Annotated in this window: 23 protein-coding genes, 1 tRNA gene and 1 riboswitch; of the genes, 20 read left to right on the forward strand and 4 right to left on the reverse strand. The window is 73.0% G+C overall.

Translation table 11 applies throughout. From position 1 onward, the window contains the following. Positions 1-55: 55 nt before the first annotated feature. Both ACFZBX_RS02440 and ACFZBX_RS02445 read left to right on the forward strand, forming a co-directional pair. On the forward strand, positions 56-841 hold the full coding sequence (locus ACFZBX_RS02440; RefSeq protein WP_391530975.1) for a hypothetical protein: 786 nt from the start codon (positions 56-58) through the stop codon (positions 839-841). After that, positions 834-1,652 (forward strand): hypothetical protein, encoded by an 819-nt coding sequence (locus ACFZBX_RS02445; RefSeq protein ID WP_391530977.1) that lies wholly within the window; start codon positions 834-836, stop codon positions 1,650-1,652. Before ACFZBX_RS02440 ends, ACFZBX_RS02445 begins: the two co-directional genes overlap by 8 nt. A gap of 80 nt (positions 1,653-1,732) precedes the next feature. Here the strand turns inward: ACFZBX_RS02445 and ACFZBX_RS02450 are convergent, their stop codons facing one another. Then, a complete protein-coding gene (locus tag ACFZBX_RS02450; RefSeq protein WP_391530978.1) occupies positions 1,733-2,047 on the reverse strand; it encodes an HAD family hydrolase in 315 nt (104 codons plus the stop codon). On the opposite strand from ACFZBX_RS02450, the gene ACFZBX_RS02455 reads away from it, so the two are divergent. The 12 genes from ACFZBX_RS02455 (at position 2,018) to ACFZBX_RS02510 (ending at position 10,778) form a co-directional block, all read left to right on the forward strand. Further along, complete coding sequence (locus ACFZBX_RS02455; RefSeq protein ID WP_391530980.1) at positions 2,018-2,362, forward strand: hypothetical protein; 345 nt, start codon at positions 2,018-2,020, stop codon at positions 2,360-2,362. The genes ACFZBX_RS02450 and ACFZBX_RS02455 overlap by 30 nt on opposite strands. Positions 2,363-2,468: 106 nt before the next feature. Next, the gene (locus ACFZBX_RS02460) at positions 2,469-2,753 is read left to right on the forward strand and encodes a hypothetical protein (RefSeq protein WP_391530981.1); all 285 of its coding nucleotides are present in this window, start codon (positions 2,469-2,471) and stop codon (positions 2,751-2,753) included. Further along, the gene (locus ACFZBX_RS02465; RefSeq protein WP_391530983.1) at positions 2,750-2,989 is read left to right on the forward strand and encodes a hypothetical protein; all 240 of its coding nucleotides are present in this window, start codon (positions 2,750-2,752) and stop codon (positions 2,987-2,989) included. Before ACFZBX_RS02460 ends, ACFZBX_RS02465 begins: the two co-directional genes overlap by 4 nt. Next, a complete protein-coding gene (locus tag ACFZBX_RS02470) occupies positions 2,989-3,159 on the forward strand; it encodes a hypothetical protein (RefSeq protein WP_391530985.1) in 171 nt (56 codons plus the stop codon). Before ACFZBX_RS02465 ends, ACFZBX_RS02470 begins: the two co-directional genes overlap by 1 nt. A gap of 165 nt (positions 3,160-3,324) precedes the next feature. Continuing rightward, positions 3,325-4,446 (forward strand): hypothetical protein, encoded by a 1,122-nt coding sequence (locus ACFZBX_RS02475; RefSeq protein WP_391530986.1) that lies wholly within the window; start codon positions 3,325-3,327, stop codon positions 4,444-4,446. Positions 4,447-4,465: 19 nt separating this feature from the next. Continuing rightward, complete coding sequence (locus ACFZBX_RS02480) at positions 4,466-4,873, forward strand: hypothetical protein (RefSeq protein ID WP_391530987.1); 408 nt, start codon at positions 4,466-4,468, stop codon at positions 4,871-4,873. Positions 4,874-4,878: 5 nt separating this feature from the next. After that, a complete protein-coding gene (locus ACFZBX_RS02485; RefSeq protein WP_391530988.1) occupies positions 4,879-5,772 on the forward strand; it encodes a hypothetical protein in 894 nt (297 codons plus the stop codon). A 238-nt stretch (positions 5,773-6,010) separates the two neighbouring features. Beyond that, positions 6,011-6,340: a hypothetical protein gene (locus ACFZBX_RS02490; protein ID WP_391530990.1), complete on the forward strand. Its 330-nt coding sequence runs from the start codon at positions 6,011-6,013 to the stop codon at positions 6,338-6,340. 111 nt (positions 6,341-6,451) lie between these two features. After that, positions 6,452-6,895 carry a hypothetical protein gene (locus ACFZBX_RS02495; RefSeq protein ID WP_391530991.1) on the forward strand — a complete coding sequence of 148 codons (444 nt, stop codon included), beginning with the start codon at positions 6,452-6,454 and terminating at the stop codon, positions 6,893-6,895. A 79-nt stretch (positions 6,896-6,974) separates the two neighbouring features. Next, a complete protein-coding gene (locus ACFZBX_RS02500; RefSeq protein ID WP_391530993.1) occupies positions 6,975-8,957 on the forward strand; it encodes a DUF3987 domain-containing protein in 1,983 nt (660 codons plus the stop codon). A gap of 193 nt (positions 8,958-9,150) precedes the next feature. Beyond that, positions 9,151-9,342, forward strand: a complete 192-nt coding sequence (locus tag ACFZBX_RS02505) for a helix-turn-helix transcriptional regulator (protein ID WP_391530995.1) — start codon at positions 9,151-9,153, stop codon at positions 9,340-9,342. Between the two features lie 146 nt (positions 9,343-9,488). Further along, positions 9,489-10,778, forward strand: coding sequence for a tyrosine-type recombinase/integrase (locus ACFZBX_RS02510; protein WP_391530997.1), 1,290 nt, complete (start codon positions 9,489-9,491; stop codon positions 10,776-10,778). Positions 10,779-10,916: 138 nt separating this feature from the next. Here ACFZBX_RS02510 and ACFZBX_RS02515 read toward each other — a convergent pair. Both ACFZBX_RS02515 and ACFZBX_RS02520 read right to left on the reverse strand, forming a co-directional pair. Beyond that, a tRNA-Ser gene (locus ACFZBX_RS02515) sits at positions 10,917-11,004 on the reverse strand. Between the two features lie 66 nt (positions 11,005-11,070). After that, positions 11,071-12,801, reverse strand: a complete 1,731-nt coding sequence (locus tag ACFZBX_RS02520) for a S1C family serine protease (protein WP_391530999.1) — start codon at positions 12,799-12,801, stop codon at positions 11,071-11,073. Positions 12,802-12,983: 182 nt separating this feature from the next. Beyond that, positions 12,984-13,132: riboswitch (TPP riboswitch) on the forward strand. Between ACFZBX_RS02520 and ACFZBX_RS02525 the strand changes: the two genes are divergently transcribed. From ACFZBX_RS02525 to ACFZBX_RS02540, 4 genes are all read left to right on the forward strand, one after another. After that, positions 13,126-14,577 carry a purine-cytosine permease family protein gene (locus ACFZBX_RS02525; RefSeq protein WP_391531000.1) on the forward strand — a complete coding sequence of 484 codons (1,452 nt, stop codon included), beginning with the start codon at positions 13,126-13,128 and terminating at the stop codon, positions 14,575-14,577. It overlaps the preceding riboswitch by 7 nt. Positions 14,578-14,671: 94 nt before the next feature. Beyond that, positions 14,672-15,520 (forward strand): glycerophosphodiester phosphodiesterase family protein, encoded by an 849-nt coding sequence (locus tag ACFZBX_RS02530; RefSeq protein ID WP_391531002.1) that lies wholly within the window; start codon positions 14,672-14,674, stop codon positions 15,518-15,520. Between the two features lie 271 nt (positions 15,521-15,791). After that, positions 15,792-16,352, forward strand: a complete 561-nt coding sequence (locus ACFZBX_RS02535; RefSeq protein ID WP_391531003.1) for an ATP-binding protein — start codon at positions 15,792-15,794, stop codon at positions 16,350-16,352. A gap of 207 nt (positions 16,353-16,559) precedes the next feature. After that, complete coding sequence (locus ACFZBX_RS02540; protein ID WP_391531005.1) at positions 16,560-17,546, forward strand: DUF5926 family protein; 987 nt, start codon at positions 16,560-16,562, stop codon at positions 17,544-17,546. A 248-nt stretch (positions 17,547-17,794) separates the two neighbouring features. On the opposite strand, the gene ACFZBX_RS02545 is transcribed toward ACFZBX_RS02540, so the two are convergent. Continuing rightward, positions 17,795-18,451 (reverse strand): bifunctional DNA primase/polymerase, encoded by a 657-nt coding sequence (locus tag ACFZBX_RS02545; RefSeq protein WP_391531006.1) that lies wholly within the window; start codon positions 18,449-18,451, stop codon positions 17,795-17,797. A 757-nt stretch (positions 18,452-19,208) separates the two neighbouring features. Between ACFZBX_RS02545 and ACFZBX_RS02550 the strand changes: the two genes are divergently transcribed. Beyond that, a complete protein-coding gene (locus ACFZBX_RS02550) occupies positions 19,209-20,744 on the forward strand; it encodes a PP2C family protein-serine/threonine phosphatase (RefSeq protein WP_391531007.1) in 1,536 nt (511 codons plus the stop codon). 126 nt (positions 20,745-20,870) lie between these two features. After that, on the forward strand, positions 20,871-22,370 hold the full coding sequence (locus tag ACFZBX_RS02555) for an aminopeptidase P family protein (protein WP_391531009.1): 1,500 nt from the start codon (positions 20,871-20,873) through the stop codon (positions 22,368-22,370). Positions 22,371-22,545 lie beyond the last annotated feature (175 nt).

The following is a 22,545-nucleotide window of genomic DNA, read 5'->3' on the forward strand; positions in this document are numbered from 1 at the left end:
GCTGGCTCGATGCGCCGCTGGGAAAACTGATCCCGGCTGCTCAGAGAGGGGTTGCGTGAGCTCCGGATTCAGCCTTCCGCCGGCCTCTGGCGTGGGTTACCAGGCAGTGTCGTTCGACCTGCTTGGCGCCGCCGTGGGCGGTAGCTCTGACACGGTCCACGCAGCTCGCCTGGCAGCATTCGCCAGGATCCGTACCGAGAAGTCACGATACGGAATCGTCAACGACTACGTGGCCACCCGACTGGGGCTCGCCATCGGCGCCCCGGTCGTAGACGGCTACCTGGTGAAGGTCGGTTCGGATACGTGGGCCTTCTCCACCGTCGCCTTTGGCGAGAAGGGCCAGCGGCTCCCCCCGGCAGACCTTGAGGAGCTCGCGACGCTTCGTCCGTGGGAGGCCACTGGAATCTACGTGCTTGATCAGTGGATCTTGAACCTTGATCGACACGACGAGAACATTGGCTACCTTGAGAAACTAGGCGTCGCTGCATTCGATCATGAGTGGTCGCTCTTCGGCCCAGGCCGGGAGGACCAGACCGCGAGCCTCCGCGCCAGCCGGGACAAGCGGGTCGAGAAGCATCCGATAGCCGAGTGGCTTGCAACCGACGTCCACGTCTCGCAGTGGCTACGCCGGGTGAGATCCGTTCAGCCCGAGGAGCTCAACCGACACGTGGGTGGCTGTGTCCATGTCGGCCTCCTCTCTCGCGAAGAGGCGGGGGCCCTCGTAGACTTCCTGATATATAGGCAAGCCAACATCGCACGCTACATCGATGATTCCTGGGGCGACTTTAAGAATCTGACCAAGATCAGCCTACCCGACACGGAGGTGAGTGATAATGAGTAACTGGTTTCTAGTGAAGTACATCTCGGATGTATTCAGAAATGAACCGATGAACGTTGGCGTAGTTGTCTCTGGCCCCTCCGGCGTCGGATCTCGCTTCATTGGAGAGCGGGAGGACGGCTCGATCAACGGGCAGCGCCTCGGGAAGAAGATCGACGGTGTCGAGACATACAAAGCATGGGTTAAATTCATTCGGCGCGAGGCCGAAAAGGGAAGACTTGAGTCTCGCATCGATTCCCTAGCTCGTCGAGTTGGCGACAGTTACCTAATTGAGCGGCGCGGACCGGTCCTCTCCGGGCATGAAGACCAATCCCCGTCCGAAATCGCCGCCGAGCTCTTTTCCGCCTTGGTCACTACAGGTACCCCAGCAGCTCCGTCGCTTGACGCACTGGCCGAAGATGCCATCTCGCGCCTTGACCTACCACAAGGTCACGCAATCGATCGCGACGTGGATTACGACGTAGCCGACAGAAACGAAAGACACATAATCCACTTCGACTACCGTCACCGCGGCGGACCTGTGACCCTAATGGACCGGATCAGTCTGGCGCGACACGGGAAGCCGCTTTCACAGTCAGTGAATGATCTTCTCTTCAGGATCGACAAGATGGAGAAGAGTGGCAACGTGGATAACTTCGTTGCACTGTACTCGGGAGCAGACGCTTCAAGTGCTATCGAAAAGCAACTTCGCCTCATTAACGCCTACGCAAACACCGTAAACCTGAGCAACTCCGAAGCGAGCGACACCTTGGGTCAAATTCTAGGAGTCCCGACTCTACCCATTGCGGCACGCGGACTCCAAGGTGCTCGTTAGCGTTCAAGGCCAACTATCACGCATTCAACATCCCGGGCCGAATAGCGTCCACCAGAAGGCTCGGGATGTTTGCGTTTGATTCAATTAAGAGCGTCAGCAATTCTCTGCATCGAGTCGACGATGGCCACTGCTCCTGCGGCAGCCAGCTTGACGCCCTTCCCGGGCTTATTCGCAAAGCCGATGGTCGGCACGCCTGCAGCATCTCCAGCTTCCACATCTCGGGCGGCGTCGCCAATGAACACACAGTTCTCCGGCTTGGCACCCACCGCGTCCATAGCCTCCAGCAGGAGCCGCGGGTTCGGCTTCATGGACGACGGGTCACCGGGAGTTCGCCCAAAGACACCTGCCACATAGCCGCTCAGCCCGTGGGCCGAAAGATACGTCTCAATCGCCACGCCCGCGTTATTGCGAGCGAGCGTGAGCGCCGTGAGCACGCCGCCCGGGCCGAGGCTGAGCGGCGTGAGCGGGAGGCCGCCGAGCGGGCCCGCGCCGCGCTGCTGTCCGCCGGCCCGGCCGCCGAGCGCCTGCCGGAGGAGCGGGCCCGTGAGGTGGTCAAGGCCGCCATCGAGGCCGGGTTGCCGCAGCGCCAGGCGGTGGAGCTGACCGGATGGTCCGTCGGCTGGATCGCCGCCCGCTACAAGGAACACCCCACCGTCCGGCCCGCCCTGCACGCCGTCCCCACCACGACCGCTGAGGAGCAGGCATCGTGACCACCAGCCACACCGCTTCCGGGCTGATCAACGCGGCTGGAGCGCTGATGGCCGCGCTCAGCGCCACGCCGACCTGCCCGTTCCCAGGGTCACCAGCGAACAGGTCGTGTCCGCCGAACGCGACGCGTCCGGCGACCTGGTCCTCGTCTGGGGCCTGTGCTTCGGCTTCCACCGCGACACCGCGCTGAGCGACTTCGAGCAGTGGCGACAGGCCCTCGTGGTCGCCCCCGCCGCTGTCGAGCACAGCAGCACCGGTCCCCACGCCTGGCTGAGCGCCGCCACCACCTACGCCGGCACCCCGCTGACCCTGACCGGCTACTACACCCTCGCTGTCCGCGCCCCGCACGTCGACCACGGCGTGCCGGGCACCGAGGACGGCGGTGCGAGGTGAGCAAGCCGATCACTTCCCTGCCGCTGGTCGGTACCGTCCGCCGTGACGGCATCACGTACCGCGTCGCCGACCCCGTGCCGCTGGACGTGGTCAGCGGCCTGATCCGCGAGCCGTGGTGCTCGCGCCTGGTCGTCACCGACGCCAAGAGCGGCGGCGCCTGCCCCGGCGAGTTCACCGCGATGTGCGTGGTCGACGGCGAGCCGTTCGTCCTCGTCGGCCGCATCAGGCAGCGCTGATGTTCGGCCGCGACCCGAAGCCGCCCAAGTCCGGCCAGCAGCGGCGCGCGAAGGCCGTCCGCGAGGCAGACCGCGCCGGGCAGCGCCAGATCGACTCCCGCCGCACCAGCCGGTCCACCACCGCCTGGCACCGCGCCGAGGCCCCCCGCGCCTGGTGGCGCTCTTCCTGACCCGCTCCCCGATGCGCGCCCCGCACACCCTCCGGTGTGCGGGGCGCGCATCCTCTCTGACCTGGGAGTTTCCATGGGCTACTTGCTGAGCCTGTTCCTCGTGCTCCTCGACGCCGCGATCGCCGGCGTCGCCGTCCGCCAGCTGATCCGCCGGGGGTCGAACCGATGACCACCCCGCACAACGGCGACTGGGACGACGACCTCGCCGACATCCTGCAGAGGCTCGTCACCCTCGGCCCGACCCCCGAGCCCGCCCCGGCGTCGGCCCCGCCGGTTCCGCCTCAGCCCGCCGTTCCGCCGATGCCGTCCGCGCCACCCCAGGCCCCGCCCGCCGCGGCCGGGCCCGAGCCGGTGGTCGCCGAGTGGTGGCGCAAGGACGGTCCGACCCCGCCGCCCGTGCACACCCCGGTCCCGCTCGGCGCCGCCCAGGGCGACCAGGCCGGCGCCCGGCCCTCCTTCGAGTCCGCTGCACAGGCCTTCTGGGCTCCGGTCGGCCGGATCCTCGCCGACCAGGTCCCGCACATCGCCTCGCAGGTCGGCCAGCAGGTCGGCCAGCTCCTCACCGAGACCGAGGCCCAGCGCCACGCACGCGAGCAGGTCCAGTACGAGGCCCTGATCGCCTCCCAGCGCGCCGTGCGTGACGCCCAGTTCGCCGCCGCCGGCGAAACCCCCGAACAGCGCGACGAGCGCCACCGCGTCGAGGACGTCCTCACCCCGGGACACCGCCGCGACGACCTCGTCGGCATGGTCGACCTGCTCGCCGACCGGATCGGCGAGACCCCCGAGGAGCGGGCCGCCCGGCGCGAGGCCGAACGCGAGCTCGCCAGGCAGCGGGCCCGCGCCGAGGAGGACGCCCTGCGCGCCGCCCAGGGGGAGAGCCCCGAGCAGCGCACCCGCCGCCACCGCGTCCAGCGGCTCGCCGACCAGCGCGAGGCCCGCACCCGGGCCCGCCGCCAGCGGCGCCACGCCGCCCGCACCAAGGGCGACTCATCCGACCGGGCCCGCCGCTTCCGCCGCTGGTGCGTGCTCACCGCGATCAGCGCGACCAGCGGCTACTGGACCGGCCTCGTGTCCCTGGCCGCGCCGGGCGGCCCGTTCGTCGGCCTGCTCCTGGCCGCCGGCGGCTGGGCCGTCGACCTCCACACCCGCGACCGCGGCCGCCTGCGGGTCTCCGAGGTCCGCGGCCCCGGCCCCCTCCTGCTCCTGATCGCCCTACGCGTCCCGGTCGCCTCCGGCCTCGCCGTCGCCCTCGGCCTCGACCACGCCCTCGCCGCCCTCCCCCTCTGACCGACCAAGGAGCCAGACCATGAGCAGCCTCATCGCGATGGGCGCCGGCGGCGCCGCCACCGTCACCACCATGTACCTCTACGTCGGCATCCGCGGGAAGAACAAGATCAAGGTCGACGACGACCAGGTCCCCTACTGGGCGTTCGGCATCGGCCTGCTGAGCGCCAACGCGGGCACCGCGTTCCAGCAGCTGTCCGGCATCGGCCAGCAGCTGGGCGCCTCGTTCGAGGGCAACGCCGCGCTGGGGGACTGGCAGACCGGCGCGACCGCTGCCCTGCTGACCATCGCCGTGTTCGGGCTCAAGCCCCGGCCCTGGAAGGACGCCCTGTTCGGCGCCATCGCCCCCAGCCTCTACGCCGCCGCCGGCGGATTCTGGGCCATCCCCGCGTCCGTCCTCAGCGGCCTGATCAACTCGTTCATCGGCTGACCGCGATGGAGAAGATCTTCCCCACCGACACGGTCACCGCCACCATCCTGTACCCGTTCACCGGCCTGGCCGCCGGGACGCCCGTCCTCGTCCGCAAGCTGACGGCCCCCCAGCGCGAGCGCCGCGCCGAGGCCGCCGCCCTCAAGGCCAAGCAGGACAACATCGCGGCGGAGGTCACCGCGGCCGCCGAGGCCGCGTTCGCCAAGAAGGTCTCGGCGGAGACCGACCCGGTCAAGCGGGCCGCGATGGTCCAGGCCCAGGAGGCCTCGCAGGTGGCGGCCCGCCAGTTCGAGCTGGAGCAGGCCAAGGCGGCCCGTAAGGCCAAGCGCGGCAGGCTCGGCGACGCCGCCGGCGCGGCGGCCCTGATGCTGATCGTCGGCGGCCCGCTGGTGTGGTCCCTCGTCGGCCCCTGGGTCCGGCCCGGGATCGGCCTGCTCATAGGCGGGTGGTGGATCGCCGCCCTCATCCACGCCCCCACCCCCGCGAAGGCCTCCAAGGCCCCCGCCGTGGAGGACGTCGACGACCCGGCCGCCAACAACGTTGACGACGACCAGGACCAGCCCGAACCGGTGGTCGCGCCAGCCCTCGCCCCGGCCGAACTGGCCTCCGCCGTCGAGCACATGGTCGCCCTGCGCGCGCAAAGCGACGGCGGGGCCGGGAAAGTGCTCCTCTCCGAGGTCCTCGCCAGCCTCCAGCGGCACGGCCGCTACCCCGGTGCCAGCACCCGCGATTTCGGGGCCGTCGTGAGGGCTGCCGGCCTCCCCATCGAGAAGCGCGTCCGGGTCGGCGAAACCATCTCCCCCGGCCTCACCGCGGCCGGTCTGAGGGGCCACCTCGGACACTCCCCGCGTCTGCCCGCCCACGCGGTCCCCGACCGCACCCCCTCCGAGGCTGCCTGAAGCACCACCCGCCCAGCCCACCCCGAGCCCCCGTCCGGCGCTCCGGACGGGGGCTCTCCGGGCCTTTCCTCAGCCCCTCTCCCCCGACCCTGCCCGAAACCTCGCGCGCTCGACTACGCATGCGCTCCGACCTGCGAAAACCACACGACCACACCCTCAACTACACGCCGACCACGCCCTCGACCACACCGCCCGGAGAGGGGCTGGCGTGGGCGTCCGCCGCCTGAAAGCGAGCCGCATGACCACCGACGATCACGACCACCCGTACGACGCCCACGGCGACGAGGGCGACGTCGACCGGCCGACCCGCGAGGAGGAGAAGGCATACGAGATCGCCCTCGACGTCGCCGACGAGCAGCGCCGGGCAAAGGCCGAGCAGGCGGCCGGACCGCAGCCCGGTCACACCGAGACGTGCGAGGGCTGCCACGGCACCGGAGGCGGCTACGAGGACGAGGTCTGGGGCGACGACGCCTACGACGTCGTCACCGTCGAGTACGACCGCTGCCCCGAGTGCGGCGGCTGCGGCTTCTACGACTGTGACGCCACCTGCGAGACCGACCAGGACTGACCCGGCCCGCCCGGCCGACCGTGCCGCCCGCCCCCTGCCGCAGCCAGCGGCCCGGGGCGCGGACGGCGCGGGGACCGGACAGATCGGATCCGTACACCCCGGAGGCACCACATGGCCGACCCGCACACCCCGTACTTCAAGGACGTCCTGACCGCGCTCGGCGCCAACGCCGAACCCGCCGAGTCGTTCGCCCAGTACTGCAACGACGACGGCGAGCGGATGCTCGCCGAGATCTTCATCCGGCTCGCCGACGACCGCGCCGCCACCGGCGGCCACCCGCACGGCCTGGGCCTGTTCTGGAACCAGGTCACCGGCTGGCTGTGGATGCGCGGCACCAGCGACGGCCGCCTCTCCAACGAGCAGCCCCTGGTCCTCGCCCCGGTCGCCACCCCCGCCAGCATCGCCAGCGCCGTCCACGCCCTCCTGACCGGACGGGCCACCGCACTTCCCCTGCCCGGCGAGGACGCCCCGGCGACCGCCTACCCGGCGGTGCAGGAGCTGGCCGCCCCGGCCCGGTCGTCCGAGGAGGACGACCGGGACCCGCTCGACATCTGACCTCCCACATCCATCGGGCGGTCCGCGCCCGACGTCTTCCGTGGCTCGGGCCGCCCTGCTCCGTAGGAAAGGAGCCGCGTTGAGCATTGAGTCCGCGCACCCGAACGTGATCCCGTTCCGGCCCGAGCCCGCCGAGGTCAAGGCCGCCGAGCAGGCCGTCATCGGCGCAGCCCTGCTCGACCCCGTCCAGATCCCCGCGTTGGCCGCCCAGCTCGGCGACCCCGGGGCGTTCTACCACCCCGCGCACGAGACGATCTGGCGTGCCATCACCCGCATGGCCGGCGGTGAGCGGCCGGTGGATCCGCTGCTGCTGACCGGTGTCCTGCGCGCTCAGGGCGACCTCGGCCGGATCGGCGGGCCCGGCTACCTCCACACGTGCATCGAGGCGACCCCGACCGCGGCGAACGGTGACTACTACGCCGAGATCGTGCGCGCCGCGGCCGAGCGCCGCCGGATCAACACCGCCACCAGCCGTCTGGCCCACATGGCCGGCGACGGTGGGGCCGACCTGGACGACGTGCGCGCCGCCGCCCTGGCCGCGCTCGCCGACCTCGCCACCGGTGAGACCTGGCTCGACCCCGTCCCGCTCGGCTCCCACGGCGCCCTGCCGACCTTCCCCGTCCACGCCCTCCCGAAGTGGGTGGGCGCCTACGTGGAGGCGGTGGCGGAGTTCACCCAGACCCCGCCCGACATGGCCGCCACCATGGGCCTGGCCGCGCTGTCGACGGCCGCCGGCGGGCGGGTCGGGGTGGAGATCCGGCCCGGCTGGCGCGAGCAGTCGAACCTCTACCTGGTGTGTGCGATGCCGCCAGCCAGCCGCAAGTCCGATGTCTTCGCCGCGATGACCGCACCGGTCTACCGCATCGAGGACGAACTGCGCGCCGAGACACGGGCCCGGATCATCGAGGCCGAGACCGCCAAGGAGACCGCGCTGGCCGAGGTCGACGCGCTCATGGCCCGGGCCCGCAAGAACCCCGACCTCGACCGCGCGCACCTGGTCGCCGAGATCTCCGCCGCCAGGATGCTCGCCGACGAGATCGTCGTCCCGCCCAGCCCGAGGCTGACGCTGTCCGGGGACATCACCCCCGAGACCGTCACCCACCAGCTCGGCGTCCACCGCTGCCTGGCCGCGCTCTCCCCCGAGGGTGACCTGTTCGACAGCATCGTCGGCCGCTACAGCAGCAAGCCCAACCTCGGCGTCTTCCTCCAAGCGCACAAGGGCGAGCGGCTCCAGGCCGACCGGATCACCCGCGAACAGCCCACCGTCGACAAGCCCGCCCTCACCATCGGCGTCACCCCGCAGCCCGCCGTCCTCCAGGAGCTCGGCGCCGCCCCCGGCGCCCGCGACCGGGGCCTGCTCGCCCGCTTCCTCTACTCCCTGCCGCCCTCCAACCTCGGCTACCGCAAGATCCGCACCACGCCCGTACCGGAGCAGGTCGCCGCCGCCTACGACCTGCGCCTGACCGCGCTCCTGCGCGCACTCACGGGCCTGGACGAGCCGGTCACCGTCAGGATGACCGAGGCCGCCGACCTCGCCGTGGAAAAGCTGCAGGAGAAGTTCGAGGTCCAGCTCCGCCCGGACGAGCCGCTCGCCCACATCAAGGACTGGGCCGGCAAGCTCGTGGGCCACGTCGCCCGCATCGCCGTCCTGCTCCACCTCGCCGACCACGGCACCGGCGACTGGCGCGCGCCCGTCGAGGCCGCCACCGTCGACCGGGCCGCCGAGATCGCGGAGTACTACACCGCGCACACCCTCGCCGTGTTCGACCTCATCGCCGCCGACCCCGCCACCGAGGACGCCCACGCCCTCCTCCAGTGGCTCCGGCGCCCGAAGAAGGACGGCACCCACCGCACCCACATCAAGGCCCACGATGCCGTCGCCAGCAGCCGCCGCTTCAAGAAGGTCGCCGACGTCGAACCGGCCCTCGCCCTCCTCGAACAGCACGGCTGGCTCCGCACCGACCAGCCGCCCGCCGGCGGCCAGCGCGGCCGAGCCCCGGCCGTCACGTACCGTGTCCACCCGGCCGTGAGCACCCCCACGGACGGGGCCGAAGCCCCGTAACCGTCAGGGATGTCAGGGAAAATCCCTGACCAGCCAAAACACCGCCGGACGGCCTGTCAGGGAACGTCAGGGATGTCAGGGAAAGGCCGAATTTCCCTGACATCCCTGACACTTTCCGCCCTCCGCGCCCGTCCGCGAGAGATCCGGTAACACTCCGCAACCACCATTCGCACCCGCCGATGGAGTCGCCGCCATGCCCACGCAGGACCCGAAGCTCAAGCTCGCCGCCGTCCTCGAAGAGCTGGAGATGTCCCGCTCCGCCTTCTACCGCATGGTCGCCCGCGGGAAGGCCCCGAAGCTCATCAAGCTCCCCAACCACCAGATCCGCGTGCGCCGCAGCGACCTCGACGCCTGGTGGGCCGCGCAGGAGCAGAACGCCGCCTGACCCGCGCCCGCCCTTCCCTCGCAGCCCCCGGCCGACCGGCCGGGGGCTGCTCTCTTTCTGGAGCCCGATTGCTCACCTACGACGTCCAGATCCACGCCATCCGCGATCTCGGACGCGGTCGACGGCCGCACCAACTCCGCTGGCGCGTGGGGAAGAACCCCCACTCCGCGACCTTCACCACCTTCCCGCTCGCCGACGGCCGGCGAGCGGAACTGCTGACCGCCATGCGCAAGGGCGAGCAGTTCGAGACCGAGACCGGCCTGCCCGCCTCCGAGTTTCGGAAGCTGAACCAGGTGACGTGGTTCGCCCACGCCAAGCAATACGCCGAAGCGAAGTGGCTGCGCTCGTCGGCGAAGAACCGTGCCACCCGTGCGGACGCCCTGGCGACGCTCACCGAGGCCTTGGTGACGGACCGCCGAGGCAGGCCGGACCGCAAGGTGCTCCGCCTTGCGCTCTCCTGCTGGGCGTTCAACTTCTCCGAGCACCTGGCCGAGCCGCCCGAGGAGATCAGCTCGGCCTTGGCCTGGGTGACCAAGAAGTCCATCCCGCTGGACCAGTTGGACGACTCCGAGAACGTCCGCCTCGGCCTGGAGGCCATCGCCCGGCTGCTGGACGGAAGCGTCGCCGCGGACACCACGCTCGCCCGGAAGCGGATGGTGTTCAACAACGCCCTGCGGTACGCGGTGGAACGTCGGCGCCTGCCCAGCAACCCGCTCCAGTTCGTCGACTGGACACCGCCGGCCACGAGCGACGAGATCGACTTCCGGTGGGTGCCCAGCCCGGGGCAGGGCCGCGCGCTGCTGACGGGCGCCGGGCAGGTCTCGGCTCGGGGACAGCACCTGCGGGCGTTCTACGGGTGCATCCTGTACGCCGCCACGCGGCCGGCCGAGGCGACGAACCTGCGGCTGGCCGACTGCACCCTCCCCGAGATCGGGTGGGGCGAGCTGGTGCTCGGCAGCAGCTCGCCCCGAGTCGGGTCGCGCTGGACGAACGACGGGCAGTCGCACGAGGAGCGCGCCCTGAAGCGGCGGGCCCGGAACGCCACCCGGGAGGTGCCGATCCCGCCCGTGCTGGTCCAGTTGCTCCGTGAGCACGTCGCCGCGTACGGGGTGGCACCGGACGGCCGGCTGTTCCGCGCGGCGCGGGGCGGTCGGCTGCTGACCAAGGAGACCGCGGCCGTCTGGAAGCAGGCCCGCGAGATCGCGCTGACGCCCCACGAGGTGAAGACGCGACTCGCCGACGTGCCGTACTCGGCGCGACACACCGCCGTCTCCGGGTGGCTGGCGGCAGGCGTCGACCAAACCGAGGTGGCCCGGCGGGCGGGGCACAGCGTGGCCGTCCTGCTCCGGTTCTACGCGAAGGTCATCAACGGGCGCCAGGAGCGCGCGAATGGCCTGATCGAGCGGTTCCTCGACGGCGAGGAGCCAGCCTCGTAGGGCCCGGATCCGTTCCACAGGTGTTCCACACAGGGTGGTCCGGAGGGGCATCGGGGTGGGACAGCCCGGGACAGAATCGAAAAGAGCGGGTATCGGCATGTAGCCGATACCCGCTCTGATCAGGGCGTTCTCCAACAGCGGAGAGCGTGGGATTCGAACCCACGGTACGGGGTCACCGCACGACAGTTTTCAAGACTGTTCCCTTAGGCCGCTCGGGCAGCTCTCCAGGCGGAGGTCAGCCTAACGGGTCCGGCGGGGTTCGGTGCACCCGGTTTCCGGGGCGGGGTGGGGGTCAGTTGTCTCCGACGCGCTCGCTGAGGGTGACCTTGGTGGTGGCGGTCTGGCCGTTGCGGGTGTACTCGACGTCGACGGTCTCGCCGGGCTTGTGCGTCCAGATCTTGCTGACCAGGGCCGGGCCGTTCTCGATCGGGCTGCCGCCGAGCTTGGTGATGACGTCGCCGGGCTTGAGGCCGGCCTTGTCGGCGGCGCCGCCGGGGGTGACGGCCGGCTGGCCCTGGATGTCGCGGGTCTGGATCTGCGCGCCGTCGCCCTTGTAGTCGTCGTTGCGCAGCACGTCGAGCTTGGCGTAGACCGGCTTGCCGGTCTTGATCAGGGTGTCGGCGACCCACTTGGCCTGGTTGATCGGGATCGCGAAGCCGAGGCCGATGGAGCCGGCCCGGCCGTTGCTGGAGGCGTTGGACTGGATCGCCGAGTTGATGCCGATCACACCGCCGCCGGAGTCCAGCAGCGGGCCGCCGGAGTTGCCGGGGTTGATGGAGGCGTCGGTCTGCAGGGCGTTCATGTACGAGGACTGCGCGCCGGTCTCGTCGCCGGAGGCGACCGGGCGGTCCTTGGCGCTGATGATGCCGGTGGTGACGGTGGACTCCAGGCCGTACGGCGCGCCGATGGCGATGGTGGAGTCGCCGACGTTCACCTTGTCGGAGTCGGCCAGCGGCAGCGGCGTCAGCTTCTCCTTGGGCGGGTTGTCGAGCTTGATGACGGCGACGTCGTAGCCCTCGGCGCGGCCCAGCACGGAGGCGGGGTAGGAGGAGCCGTCGGCGAACTTGACGGTCAGTTTGCCGCCGCCGCTGGAGGCGGGCGCGACCACGTGGTTGTTGGTGAGGATGTGGCCCTCGGTGTCGAAGACGAAGCCGGTGCCGGTGCCGGACTCGCCGTTGCCCTGGGCCTTGATGGTGACGACGCTGGGCAGCGCCTTCTGCGCGATGCCGGCGACCGAGCCCGGGGCGGCCTCGTTCTTCTGCGAGTTGTTGGCCTGGACCGTGGTGGAGGTGCGGCCGGCCTTGGCGCTGACGCTCCCGCCGTCGCGGTCGGCGATGGCCACGCCGACCGCGCCGCCGGCCACGCCGGCCACCAGGGCGACGGCCGTGACCAGGGCGATCAGGCCGCCGCGCTTCTTGCGCGGGCCGCCGGGGAGCGGCGCGCCGGGGTACTCGCCCGGGTAGCCGAGCGGGCCGCCGGGACCACCGGGGGCCCCGGGCGCGCCGGGGGTGATGTCGTGCGGGGCGCCCCAGCCGCCGAGCGGCTGGCCGGCGCCGAACGGGTGGTGGTGCCGGCCGGTGGCGCCCGGGCCCTGCGGGGCGCCGGGGGCGGCGAACGGGTCGTGCGCGGCGAGCGCCGGGGGCACCGGCGTGCCCGGGGCCGGGGTCGCGTACGGGTTGCCGCCGTGCGGGGCGGCGACGGGCGCGACGGGCGCCGGAGCGACCGGGGCGGCCGGGGCCGCGGGCGCGGGCGGCAGGACCGGCGGCGGGGCGTCGAGGTACCCGGACTCGGCGGCCGGGGCGGGCGCCGGGGCGGCGGCCGGCTCCGGGGCGGCGACCTTGCTGAACGCCAGCGTGGGCGTGAACCCGCCGGAGCCCGCCTCGGCGGCCGGCTGGGCGGAGGACGGCAGGCCGGCCGCAGGCTGCTGCGCCGGACCGTCAGAAGCGGAACCCACCACCCCCTGGCCGCCGGAGGGCTGCTCCCCCTGCGACCCGGTGGACCCAACCTCGCGCTCGGTGCTCACGGACGACCTCCATAGCTGACAGGACCAACAACCATAGTTTTTCGCACACCCGATTCGATTGCCGTAAGGACCCTTCTGAAGAACTCATAAGAATCCTTAGCCGGGCCCGACGGCCGCCGCAGCGCCGTGCGCGACCCCGCCCGCCTTGGCGTTCTCCCCGCGGCCGACTAGCCTGTCGCTCCGAACTGACACGCGGGAGCTTGGACCCACCAGGCTGAGAGTGCGCCGGTCGACCGTATGCCACGGAGTCCCGTGGACGGCCGTCGAGGGGGCGCAGACCGCCGGAACCTGTCCGGGTAATGCCGGCGTAGGGAGAAATCGGCCATGCCGCCTGCTTCGTCATCCTCGTCCTCCGGCGCGCCCGCGGCCCCGGGCGTCCCCCCTCGGCAGGACGCCTCGGGCGCCGCCGCCGGTTCCCACGGCGCGGCCACCGCCGTCCTTGAGCCCGCGGGCCGCACCGAGGCACCGCTGGTGCTGGACACCGAGCCGCCCCGCACCCTGCGCTTCCGCGACCACTTCGCGCTCTGGATGAACCTCGGCGTCTCGCTGATCGGCTTCACCACCGCCGCGACCGTGCTCGGCGCCAAGGGCAGCGAGCTGTCGCTGGCCGCCGCCGTGACCGCGATCGTGGCCGGCACCGTGGTCGGCACCGCGATGCTCGGCGTGGCCGCCCTGATCGGCGCCCGGACCGGCGCGCCCGCCATGGCGAACCTGCGCGGGCTGTTCGGCACCCGGCTGTCCTACGTGCCGACGGTGCTCAACATCGTCCAGTGCGTCGGCTGGGGCGTCTACGAGCTGCTGACGATCGCGCTCGGCGCGCAGACCGTGGTCGGCACCGAGGGCTACCGCTGGGTCTTCGTCGTGCTGGCCGGCGCGCTGACCACCGCGCTGACCATCTGGCCGCTCGGCGCGATCGCGGTGCTGCGCCGCTTCGTCGCCGCCGCGGTGGCGGTCGCGATGGTCTACTTCACCGTCCAGCTCGGCCGGCACGGCGTCCCGGACCCGGGCGCGGGCAACTGGCACGGCTTCCTGCCCGCGACCGACGCGATGATCGCGGTGTCGATCTCCTTCGTGCCGCTCGCCGCCGACTACACCCGGCACTCGCGCACCCCGCGCGCGGCGTTCTGGGGCAGCTTCTCCGGCTACACGATCGCGCAGGTCTGGTGCTACGTGCTCGGGCTGATGGCGCTGCTCCAGGCGGACGGCGACCCGGAGCGGATCTTCGACTCGTTCCTCGGCGTCTGGGCCGGCTGGCTGTTCCTGCTGGTGCTGGTGCTGCGCGAGACCGACCAGTCCTTCGCCAACGTCTACTCGACCGCGATGTCGATCCACAACCTGCTGCCGAAGGTCGACCGCCGGGTGCTGACGGGCGGCACCGGTGTGCTGATCACCGTGCTCGCGCTGCAGATCACCGAGTTCACCGAGTCCTACTACGCCTTCCTGGGCCTGATCGGCTCGGTCTTCGTGCCGATGTTCGCGGTGCTGGCGGTCGACTACTTCCTCGGTGCCGGGCGGCGCGGCTGGAACCTCTCCGCCGACGCGCCGTCCCGGTGGCTGATGCTGCTGCCGTGGGCACTGGGCTTCGCCACCTACCAGCTGATCGCGCCGACGGCGGTGGCCGGCTGGTGGACGGACCTCTGGACCTCCGCGCAGGAGGCGCTGCACTTCACCCCGCAGGAGTGGACCTCGGCCTCGCTGTTCGGCTTCCTGGTGCCGGCCCTGGCCACCTGGGCGCTCACCCCGCTCGCCCGGGACCGGTCCGCCGCCGCGCGCTGACGCCCGCCCGGCCCCGGACGCGGAGGCGAAGACGGCCCCTCGGGTTGGGGCCGTCTTCGCCTGCGCGTCATGTCCGCGTCCTATCGTGTAGGGCGTGACCAGCCCCGATGTCTCGCCCGCGACGGCCCGCACCGCGCCGCCCGTCCAGGTGATCGCCCACCGCGGTTCCTCGTTCGCCCTGCCCGAGCACACCCTCGCCGCCTACCGCCGGGCGCTCGCCGAGGGGGCGGACGCCCTGGAGTGCGATGTGCGGGTGACCGCCGACGGGCAGCTGGTCTGCGTGCACGACCGGCGGATCGGGCGGGTCTCGGACGGCCGGGGCACGGTCTCCGCGATGACGCTGGCGGAGCTGGAGGCGCACGACTTCGGGGCCTGGAAGACCGGCCGGCCGAGCGAGGACCCGGAGCTGCGCGGGGTGCTGCGGCTGGAGAGCCTGCTGGAGCTGGTCGTGGACTGCGGGCGCCCGGTGGACCTCGCGATCGAGACCAAGCACCCGGTGCGCTTCCGCGGCCGGGTGGAGTCCGAGCTGCTGCGGGTGCTGGAGCGGTTCGGGATCGGCGGCGGGAGCGGCGCCGGCGGCGGGACGGCGGCCGGGGGCCACGGCGTCAACGCCCGGATCATGAGCTTCTCCTCCGTCGCGCTGGCCCGGGTGGCGGCCGCCGCGCCGCAGTACCCGCGGGTGTTCCTGTTCGAGCGCGGCCTGGTGCTACGCGGACGGCTGCGCCCGGGCGCGCCGCTGCCGGGCGGGGCGCGGATCGCCGGTCCGGGCATCGAGCTGGTGCGGGCCCGGCCGGGGCTGGTGACCAGGCTGCGCGAGCTGGGCCACCAGGTGCACGTGTGGACCGTGGACGAGCCGGCCGACGTCGAGCTCTGCCTGGAGCTCGGGGTGTCGGCGATCATCACCAACCGCCCGGCCGAGGTCCTGGCCCAGCTCGGCCGCTGAGCCCGGTGGTCATGGCGTGATTCGTGGTACCGCTGTGGTGAACCGTTCAACCACCACCGGCCGTTGACCGTCTTGGTAGGGACTCAAACCTTTCGGCAACGATTTCTGTCGCAATTCATACAGTTTCACGACGGAGGGTGAGCAGCGAATCACCTGTCGCGCACCGACGGTGGACGGGCCTGAAATGTCCGCGCGGGATCGCCGTGCGGTCGTTTCCGACGTATTGCCAAGGGGCATCCATCCCTCGGCATACGCTGAAGGAGGTCCGGGGGTGGCGTTGATGGTGGCGCGTGAAGTGCCGACTTCATCGACCATGGCAGTGCCGCACGGCCCGGCGAGTGTCGGGGTCGCACGGCGCCGACTGCGTCGAGATCTAGGAGACCGCGAGATACCGGAACCGGTCATTGATGATGCTGTTCTGATCCTTTCCGAACTATTGAGCAACGCTTGTCGTTACGCCCGTCCGCTCGGGCCACTGCCCGCGCTCGACCGGGGCGCCCGCGCCGGGGTCGTCGGACCGCTGCTGGTCGGCGGACGGTCCCGGACCGGCGGGCCGGCCACCGCACCGGGCGAGGGCGGCGAGGACGCCGGCGGCGTCCTGGTCCGCTGGCAGATGCACGCCGACGGCGTACTCACCCTGGAGGTCACCGACGGCGGGGCGCAGACCCGGCCGTCGCCGTCCAGCCCCTCGCTGACCTCGCACGGCGGCCGCGGGCTGAGCATCGTGGACCAGCTGGCCAGCGACTGGGGCGTGCGCGACGCCCCCGGCGAGGTGACCGTGTGGGCGGCCCTGCCGGCCCGGGCCCGGCACGCCCGGCGCACCGGCGGCTGACGGCCACCACGACCCGATCAGCGCGGCGAACAGCGCGGCAGGACGGCACGGCAGGACGGCGGGCAGGGCACCCGCGGCGCGCCCGGGCAGCGGGCACGGCGGGCCCGCCCCCGCTCCCGCCCCGCGCCCCGGCGCACGCCCACGCGCCGGAGGAACGTCAGTAGGCTGCCGGGAGCACAACACCACCGTTCCCGGGAGAGCCGCACCATGGGCAAGAAGGCCGCCAAGAAGGCGCCGCAGCGCAGCCAGTCCACCCCCGTCGCCACGGGCGAGATCCCCGTGGTCGGGGCCCGCGAGAACTGCCCCTGCGGCTCGGGCCGCCGCTACAAGGCCTGCCACGGCCGCGAGGCCTCGCACGCCGTCCAGGAGCTGGTGCACCGCCCGTTCGAGGGCCTGCCGGGCGAGGCCGACTGGGTGGCGCTGCGCGAGCTGGTGCCCGCCGCCACCGTGCCGCTGACGCTGGCCGCCGGGGTGGCCGAGACCGCCGCCGGCGAGGTGCCGTCGGTCACCCTGGCCACCGTGCTGCCGCTGGCCTGGCCCGCGCTGCGCCGCCAGGACGGCTCGATCCTGCTGGGCCTGCAGACCCAGTCGTCCTCCGGCGACCTGAGCCGCGACCTCGCGGACGCCCTGGAGCTGGCGCTGGCCACCGAGCCGGGCACCCCGGTGCCGGCCCGCCGGACCGTGCCGGGCGGCCGCCGGCTGCAGGACCTGCTGGACACCGCCGCCGCCTTCGAGCCGGCCGTGCACACCGGCTTCGAGTTCTGGCTGGAGGACGCCGAGACCGCGACCGGCGAGGTGGCCGCCTCGCTGGAGCGCGCCAACGCCTCGGCGATCCCCACCGAGAAGCTCGCCGGCGTCGACTCGGCCTACTGGTGCGGCACCCCGGAGAAGAACCACCTGCGCTGGGTGATGACGGTGCCGGAGGAGCGGCTGCTGGACGCGCTGGCCCGGCTGACCGCCGCCGAGCAGTCCGCGATCGGCCCGGACACCCGGCTGGTCGGCTCCTTCCGGGCGCACGGCCTGACCGTCCCGGTCTGGGACCTGCCGCTCGGGATGACCGCGGCCGACTGCGAGAAGCCGGCCGCGGAGTTCGCCGAGCGGCTCGCCGCGACGCTCGCCGACCCGGCCCCGCTCACCGCCGACGAGCGGCGGGCCCGCGCCAACCTGGTGAACCGTCAGGTCACCCTGAACTAAAGGCGGGACGGAACGCCGGGCACATCCGGCGGATCGAACGTGATACGCGTCACATTGGCGCCCGTGACCCGCAATTTCCGGGCTGCGAGGGCCTCTTGGAAATTGGCGCGGGCGCGGATCCTTGTTACTGTCTAAAGAGTCCGGTCGCTGGTGCATCCCCCGTCGCCAGCGGCCGGATCTTTTGTTTTCCGGACATCCCGTGCCGGGACCGGTCGGCCGTGCCCGATCAGTAGGCCGGCGACGGGACGTCAGTACGCCGAGCGGCCGCTGTCCAGCTGGACCGCCGCCGCCACCAACTCGCCCAGCAACGGCTCGACCTGCGGGAGCCAGACGCCGCCGTCGGCACCCTGACGGGGCGGCAGCACCCAGCGCACCCGGTCACCGTCCCCGCCGCCGGGCGGCAGCGGCAGGAAGCCGCCGGCCCCGTGGTAGCGCAACGATCCGGGCACCCAGGGAAGTTGGACGAGCACCTCGCCGAGCGCGTCGAGCGACCAGGGGGCGACCAGCATGGCGTAGCGGTCCGGCATCGCCAGCACCGGGCCGAGCCGCAGCCGCAGGGCGGCCAGGTAGGCGAGCGCGCGGGCGCCGGCCGTCGCCGGCAGGCTGACCGCGCAGACCGCCCGGCCGGTCGCGACCAGCACCGGGGCGTCCGGGCAGCGCCGCTCCCACCACCAGCGCACCATCCGGGCGTCGGTGGTGGCCGCGAGCAGCGGCGGGTCGTGCGGGTGGGCGCCCGGGACCGGGCAGTCCTGCTCGCCGCAGGAGCAGTGTCCGCCGGCGAGCAGGACGGTACCGGGGACGACGGGCCAGTGGTGCCCGGTGGCCGCCGTCAGGGCCCCGGCCAGCCGGGCCGCCCGGGCCGCCGGCCGGCTCCTCGGGTCTTCGCGCAGTGGGTTGTCGCGCATTGGCACCCGTTCCTTTCCGTGACCGCTCGGTGGCTCCGCCCCGCGGTCGCCAAACCGGCCGCCACCGCGTCCGGGGACGCCGGACCTGCCCGCGGACCGGACGGAGGGATCCGCCCGGGAGCCGGGCCGGGCCGGAGAACGGACCGGGACCGGGGCCGGGCCTGGGCCGGGCGGCGGGGGCGGGGGCGGGCGGCGGTACGGACGGCGGTGCGGACAACGGCGCGGGCCTGGAGCACGCGGTGGAGCACGATGTGAAAGGGCTGCGGAATAGAACAGCCCTTGGAACGAGAATCCCGTATGCGACCGGATGGACGCCGCCCGGCCGCGGTTGGTTCCACCGTACGAGTGAGTCGCTTCCGGCCGACCCGGCCGGCCGGCGCCAGGGGCATACGATCCGGACGGCCGCCGGAGCCGTCCCCCCGGTTCTGCCCGCTCACCGGCCGCTCCATGCCCGGCGGGCGGAGGCGCCGCGTCCCGACGGACCGCGGCGCGACCGACCGGCGCGCGCGAAACGGAACGCGCCCCCGGACCGGGCCCGCGACGGCGCGCGACCGGCCACCAGCCTTGACCAGCCTTGTCATGACTCTGGACATGCCCCGAATGGCCTGTGTAGAAGTGGTGGCATTGCTGTCGATCAATGACGAGTAGTAGCGAATCGAGGCGAAACGCGCCCTTTGGCCGTGCTCGCTCCAAACGGCCGTACCTGGGGGTTCCGCATGATCCGCGTGACACGCACCACCGCGTCAGGAGTGGCGGCATGACCGAGTCCCACCCACCGTCGACGTCATCGGAGCCGGCCGAGGCCGGCGGCACCAGCGGGCTCTCCGTGCTCGACCCGCCGGGCTTCCCCGATCCGGCCGCGCCCGCGGCCCGCCCGGACGGCCGAGCGCCCGGTGAGCTCCCGAACGGCGGCGAGGGCGCGGGCCGCGCCGCGGGCGCCCCCGGCGCACCCGACGGCGCCCAACCCGCCGTGGCCGCCTTGGCCCCCGCCGGAGTGCAGGACCGTTTGGCCGGACGCCTGTCCGATTTCACCAGCCTGCACGAGCACACCGAGCAGCTCGCCCGCGCCCGCGGTCTGTCCGCCACCCTCGACGCCGTGCTCGCCTCCGGCGCCGCGCTGCTCGGCGCCGACCGCGCCCTGCTGGTCACCGCGCTGCCCGGCGGCGGCCCCAGCCAGCCGGTCGGCCTCGGCCTGGACCGCGCCTGCCTCGGCGCGCTGGAGACCGTCCCGCCGGACCAGAGCCTGCTCGCCCGGCTGCTGCGCGAGCACGACCGGCCCGCCGAGGTGCGGTCGCACGACCTCGTCGGCGACCCCGCGATCGGCGCCCGGCTGCGCGAGCTCGCCGGCCACCTCGGCCTCGGCGGCTGCTACGGCCTGCCGTTCGCCACCGAGGAGGACGGCCCGCTGGCCGCCGCGCTCTGGTTCTACGACGAGCCCGGCGGCCCGACCGACCGCCAGCGCGAGCTGGCCCGCCGCTACACCGGCGTCGCCGCCCCGCTGCTGGCCAAGCAGATCGACGCGGCGAAGGTCCGGCGCACCACCGAGGCGCTGCGCCGCGGCCTGCTGCCCGACCGCCTCCCCCGGCCCGCCGGCCTGCGGCTGGCCGCCCGGCTCGTCCCGGCCGGCCTGGACCGCTCCTGCGGCAGCGACTGGTACGACGCCATCCCGCTGCCGGACGGCACGGTCGGCCTGACCGTCGGCTCGGTCTCCGGCGACGGTCCGGGCGCCGGACCGGGCTCCGCCCCCGGCGCGGCCGCCGCGATGGGCCGGGTGCGGGCCGCGCTGCGGGCGTACGCGGTGCTGGAGGGCGAGGACCCGGTGTCCGTCCTGGGCGACCTCGAACTGCTGCTGAAGACCACCGAGCCGACCCGCACCGCCACCGCCGTCTACGCCTGGGTGGAGCCGGAGGGCCGGCGGATCACCCTGGCCGGGGCCGGCCACTGCCCGCCGGTGCTGGTCACCCGGTACGGCGCCGAGTTCGTGGAGACCTCGCTCTCCGCCCCGCTCGGCGTGCTCTCCTGCTGGGAGGCGCCCGGGGTCGAGTTCACCGCCGAGCGCGGCGACACCCTGGTGCTCTACACCGAGGGGCTGGCCCGCCGTTTCGGCCCGACCCTGCACGCCGGGCAGGCCAACCTGCGCCGGGCCGCCGCCGACGCCCCGCGCGACGTGCGGATCGACCCCGAGCGGCTCTGCGCCCACCTGGTGGCGGTCGCGGCGGAGCTGGACGCGGCCCGCTCCGGGCGCGGTCCGGCCACCGACGACCTGATGCTGCTCGCGGCACGCTTCGAGTAGCCCGGCCACGCGGCCGAGGTCCGAACGGGTGAGCGGCCGGGCGTCCGTACCATGGACGGACGGCCGCCCACCTGTGTCGCGATCCGACGCGCCCCGGGCGGCATTACGCGCAAGGAGGCGACGTACGTGACCGAGGACCGCACCCCCGCGGTGGCCGAGAACCCCGAGGCCGTCGGCGGCGACGAGGAACCGCAGCAGTTCAAGGGCCGCAAGAACGGCCTCTACTCCGAGGTCTCCGACGAGCTGGCCGCCTCGATGAAGTCCGGCTGGGCGGACACCGAGCTGCACGGCCTGGCCCCGGTCCCGCAGGCCCCGTACGCCGCCGAGCGCCGCGCCGGGCTGTCCGCCGCCTTCCCCGGCGAGCGCCTGGTCGTCCCGGCCGGCACCCTCAAGGTCCGCTCCAACGACTGCGACTACAGCTTCCGCGCCGCCAGCGAGTACGTGCACCTCACCGGCGACCAGACCGAGGACGCCGTGCTGGTCGCCGAGCCCTCGGGCGACACCGGCCACGACTTCCACCTCTACCTGCTGCCCCGCTCCGACCGCGCGAACGGCGAGTTCTGGCTGGACGGCCACGGCGAGCTGTGGGTCGGCCGCCGGCACAGCCTCACCGAGCAGGAGCAGCTGCTCGGCCTGCCGGTCCGCGACGTCCGCACGGCCGCCGACGAACTGGCCGCGCGGGCCGGGGACGGCGTGCCGACCCGGATCGTGCGCGGCTACGACGCCGGCCTGGAGGCCGCGCTCGCCGAGGTGCTGGACGCCGACAAGGACGCCTCCCTCAAGGAGTTCCTGAGCGGCCTGCGGCTGGTCAAGGACGAGTGGGAGATCGGCGAGCTGCGCGCCGCCTGCGAGGCCACCGTCAAGGGCTTCACCGACTGCGTGCGGGAGCTCGGCCAGGCCGTCGCCACCTCCGAGCGCTGGATCGAGGGCACCTTCTGGCGCCGCGCCCGGGTCGAGGGCAACGACGTCGGCTACGGCTCGATCTGCGCCGCCGGCCCGCACGCCACCACCCTGCACTGGGTGCGCAACGACGGCGAGGTCCGCCCCGGCGAGCTGCTGCTGCTGGACGCCGGTGTGGAGACCAGCACCCTCTACACCGCCGACGTCACCCGCACCCTGCCGATCAACGGCCGCTTCGACGCGCTCCAGCGCAAGATCTACGACGCGGTCCACGACGCGCAGGAGGCCGGCATCGCGGCCGTGAAGCCCGGCGCCCGGTTCCGCGACTTCCACGACGCCTCGCAGCGGGTGCTCGCCGAGCGGCTGCTCGCCTGGGGCCTGCTGGACGCCTCGGTGTACGACGTCGAGAAGGTCCTGGAGCTGGGCCTCCAGCGCCGCTGGACCCTGCACGGCACCGGCCACATGCTCGGCCTGGACGTCCACGACTGCGCCCACTCGCGCACCGAGGAGCACGTCGACGCGCTGCTGGTGCCGGGCATGGTGCTCACCGTCGAGCCCGGCCTGTACTTCCAGCAGGACGACCTGACCGTCCCCGAGGAGTACCGCGGCATCGGCGTGCGGATCGAGGACGACATCCTGGTCACCGCCGACGGCAACGAGAACCTCTCGGCCGGCCTGCCGCGCCGCGCCGAGGACGTCGAGGCGTGGATGGCCTCGCTGGCCTGAGCCGACGGGCCCGCCTGTACGGGCCCGCGTGTACGGGCCGACGGCGGTCCGGCCCCCCCGCCCGGGGGGGCGGCCCCCCCCCCGCCCCGCGGGAGGCGCCGGCACCCGGCCGAGGAGGTGGACCCCCGGCGGCTGACCACCCGCATGGCGGCCGGGCCGTCCCCCAAGGCCCCCC

This window comes from Kitasatospora sp. NPDC008115 (assembly GCF_042957205.1).
Taxonomy (GTDB): domain Bacteria; phylum Actinomycetota; class Actinomycetes; order Streptomycetales; family Streptomycetaceae; genus Kitasatospora.

Excerpts from the sequence above, each read along its gene's own strand:
- ACFZBX_RS02445 (WP_391530977.1), top strand. The coding sequence starts at position 834 with ATGAGTAACTGGTTTCTAGTGAAGTACATCTCGGATGTATTCAGAAAT.
- ACFZBX_RS02470 (WP_391530985.1), top strand. The coding sequence starts at position 2,989 with ATGTTCGGCCGCGACCCGAAGCCGCCCAAGTCCGGCCAGCAGCGGCGC.
- ACFZBX_RS02475 (WP_391530986.1), top strand. The coding sequence starts at position 3,325 with ATGACCACCCCGCACAACGGCGACTGGGACGACGACCTCGCCGACATC.
- ACFZBX_RS02480 (WP_391530987.1), top strand. The coding sequence starts at position 4,466 with ATGAGCAGCCTCATCGCGATGGGCGCCGGCGGCGCCGCCACCGTCACC.
- ACFZBX_RS02485 (WP_391530988.1), top strand. The coding sequence starts at position 4,879 with ATGGAGAAGATCTTCCCCACCGACACGGTCACCGCCACCATCCTGTAC.
- ACFZBX_RS02490 (WP_391530990.1), top strand. The coding sequence starts at position 6,011 with ATGACCACCGACGATCACGACCACCCGTACGACGCCCACGGCGACGAG.
- ACFZBX_RS02495 (WP_391530991.1), top strand. The coding sequence starts at position 6,452 with ATGGCCGACCCGCACACCCCGTACTTCAAGGACGTCCTGACCGCGCTC.
- ACFZBX_RS02505 (WP_391530995.1), top strand. The coding sequence starts at position 9,151 with ATGCCCACGCAGGACCCGAAGCTCAAGCTCGCCGCCGTCCTCGAAGAG.
- ACFZBX_RS02525 (WP_391531000.1), top strand. The coding sequence starts at position 13,126 with ATGCCGCCTGCTTCGTCATCCTCGTCCTCCGGCGCGCCCGCGGCCCCG.
- ACFZBX_RS02540 (WP_391531005.1), top strand. The coding sequence starts at position 16,560 with ATGGGCAAGAAGGCCGCCAAGAAGGCGCCGCAGCGCAGCCAGTCCACC.
- ACFZBX_RS02545 (WP_391531006.1), bottom strand. The coding sequence starts at position 18,451 with ATGCGCGACAACCCACTGCGCGAAGACCCGAGGAGCCGGCCGGCGGCC.
- ACFZBX_RS02550 (WP_391531007.1), top strand. The coding sequence starts at position 19,209 with ATGACCGAGTCCCACCCACCGTCGACGTCATCGGAGCCGGCCGAGGCC.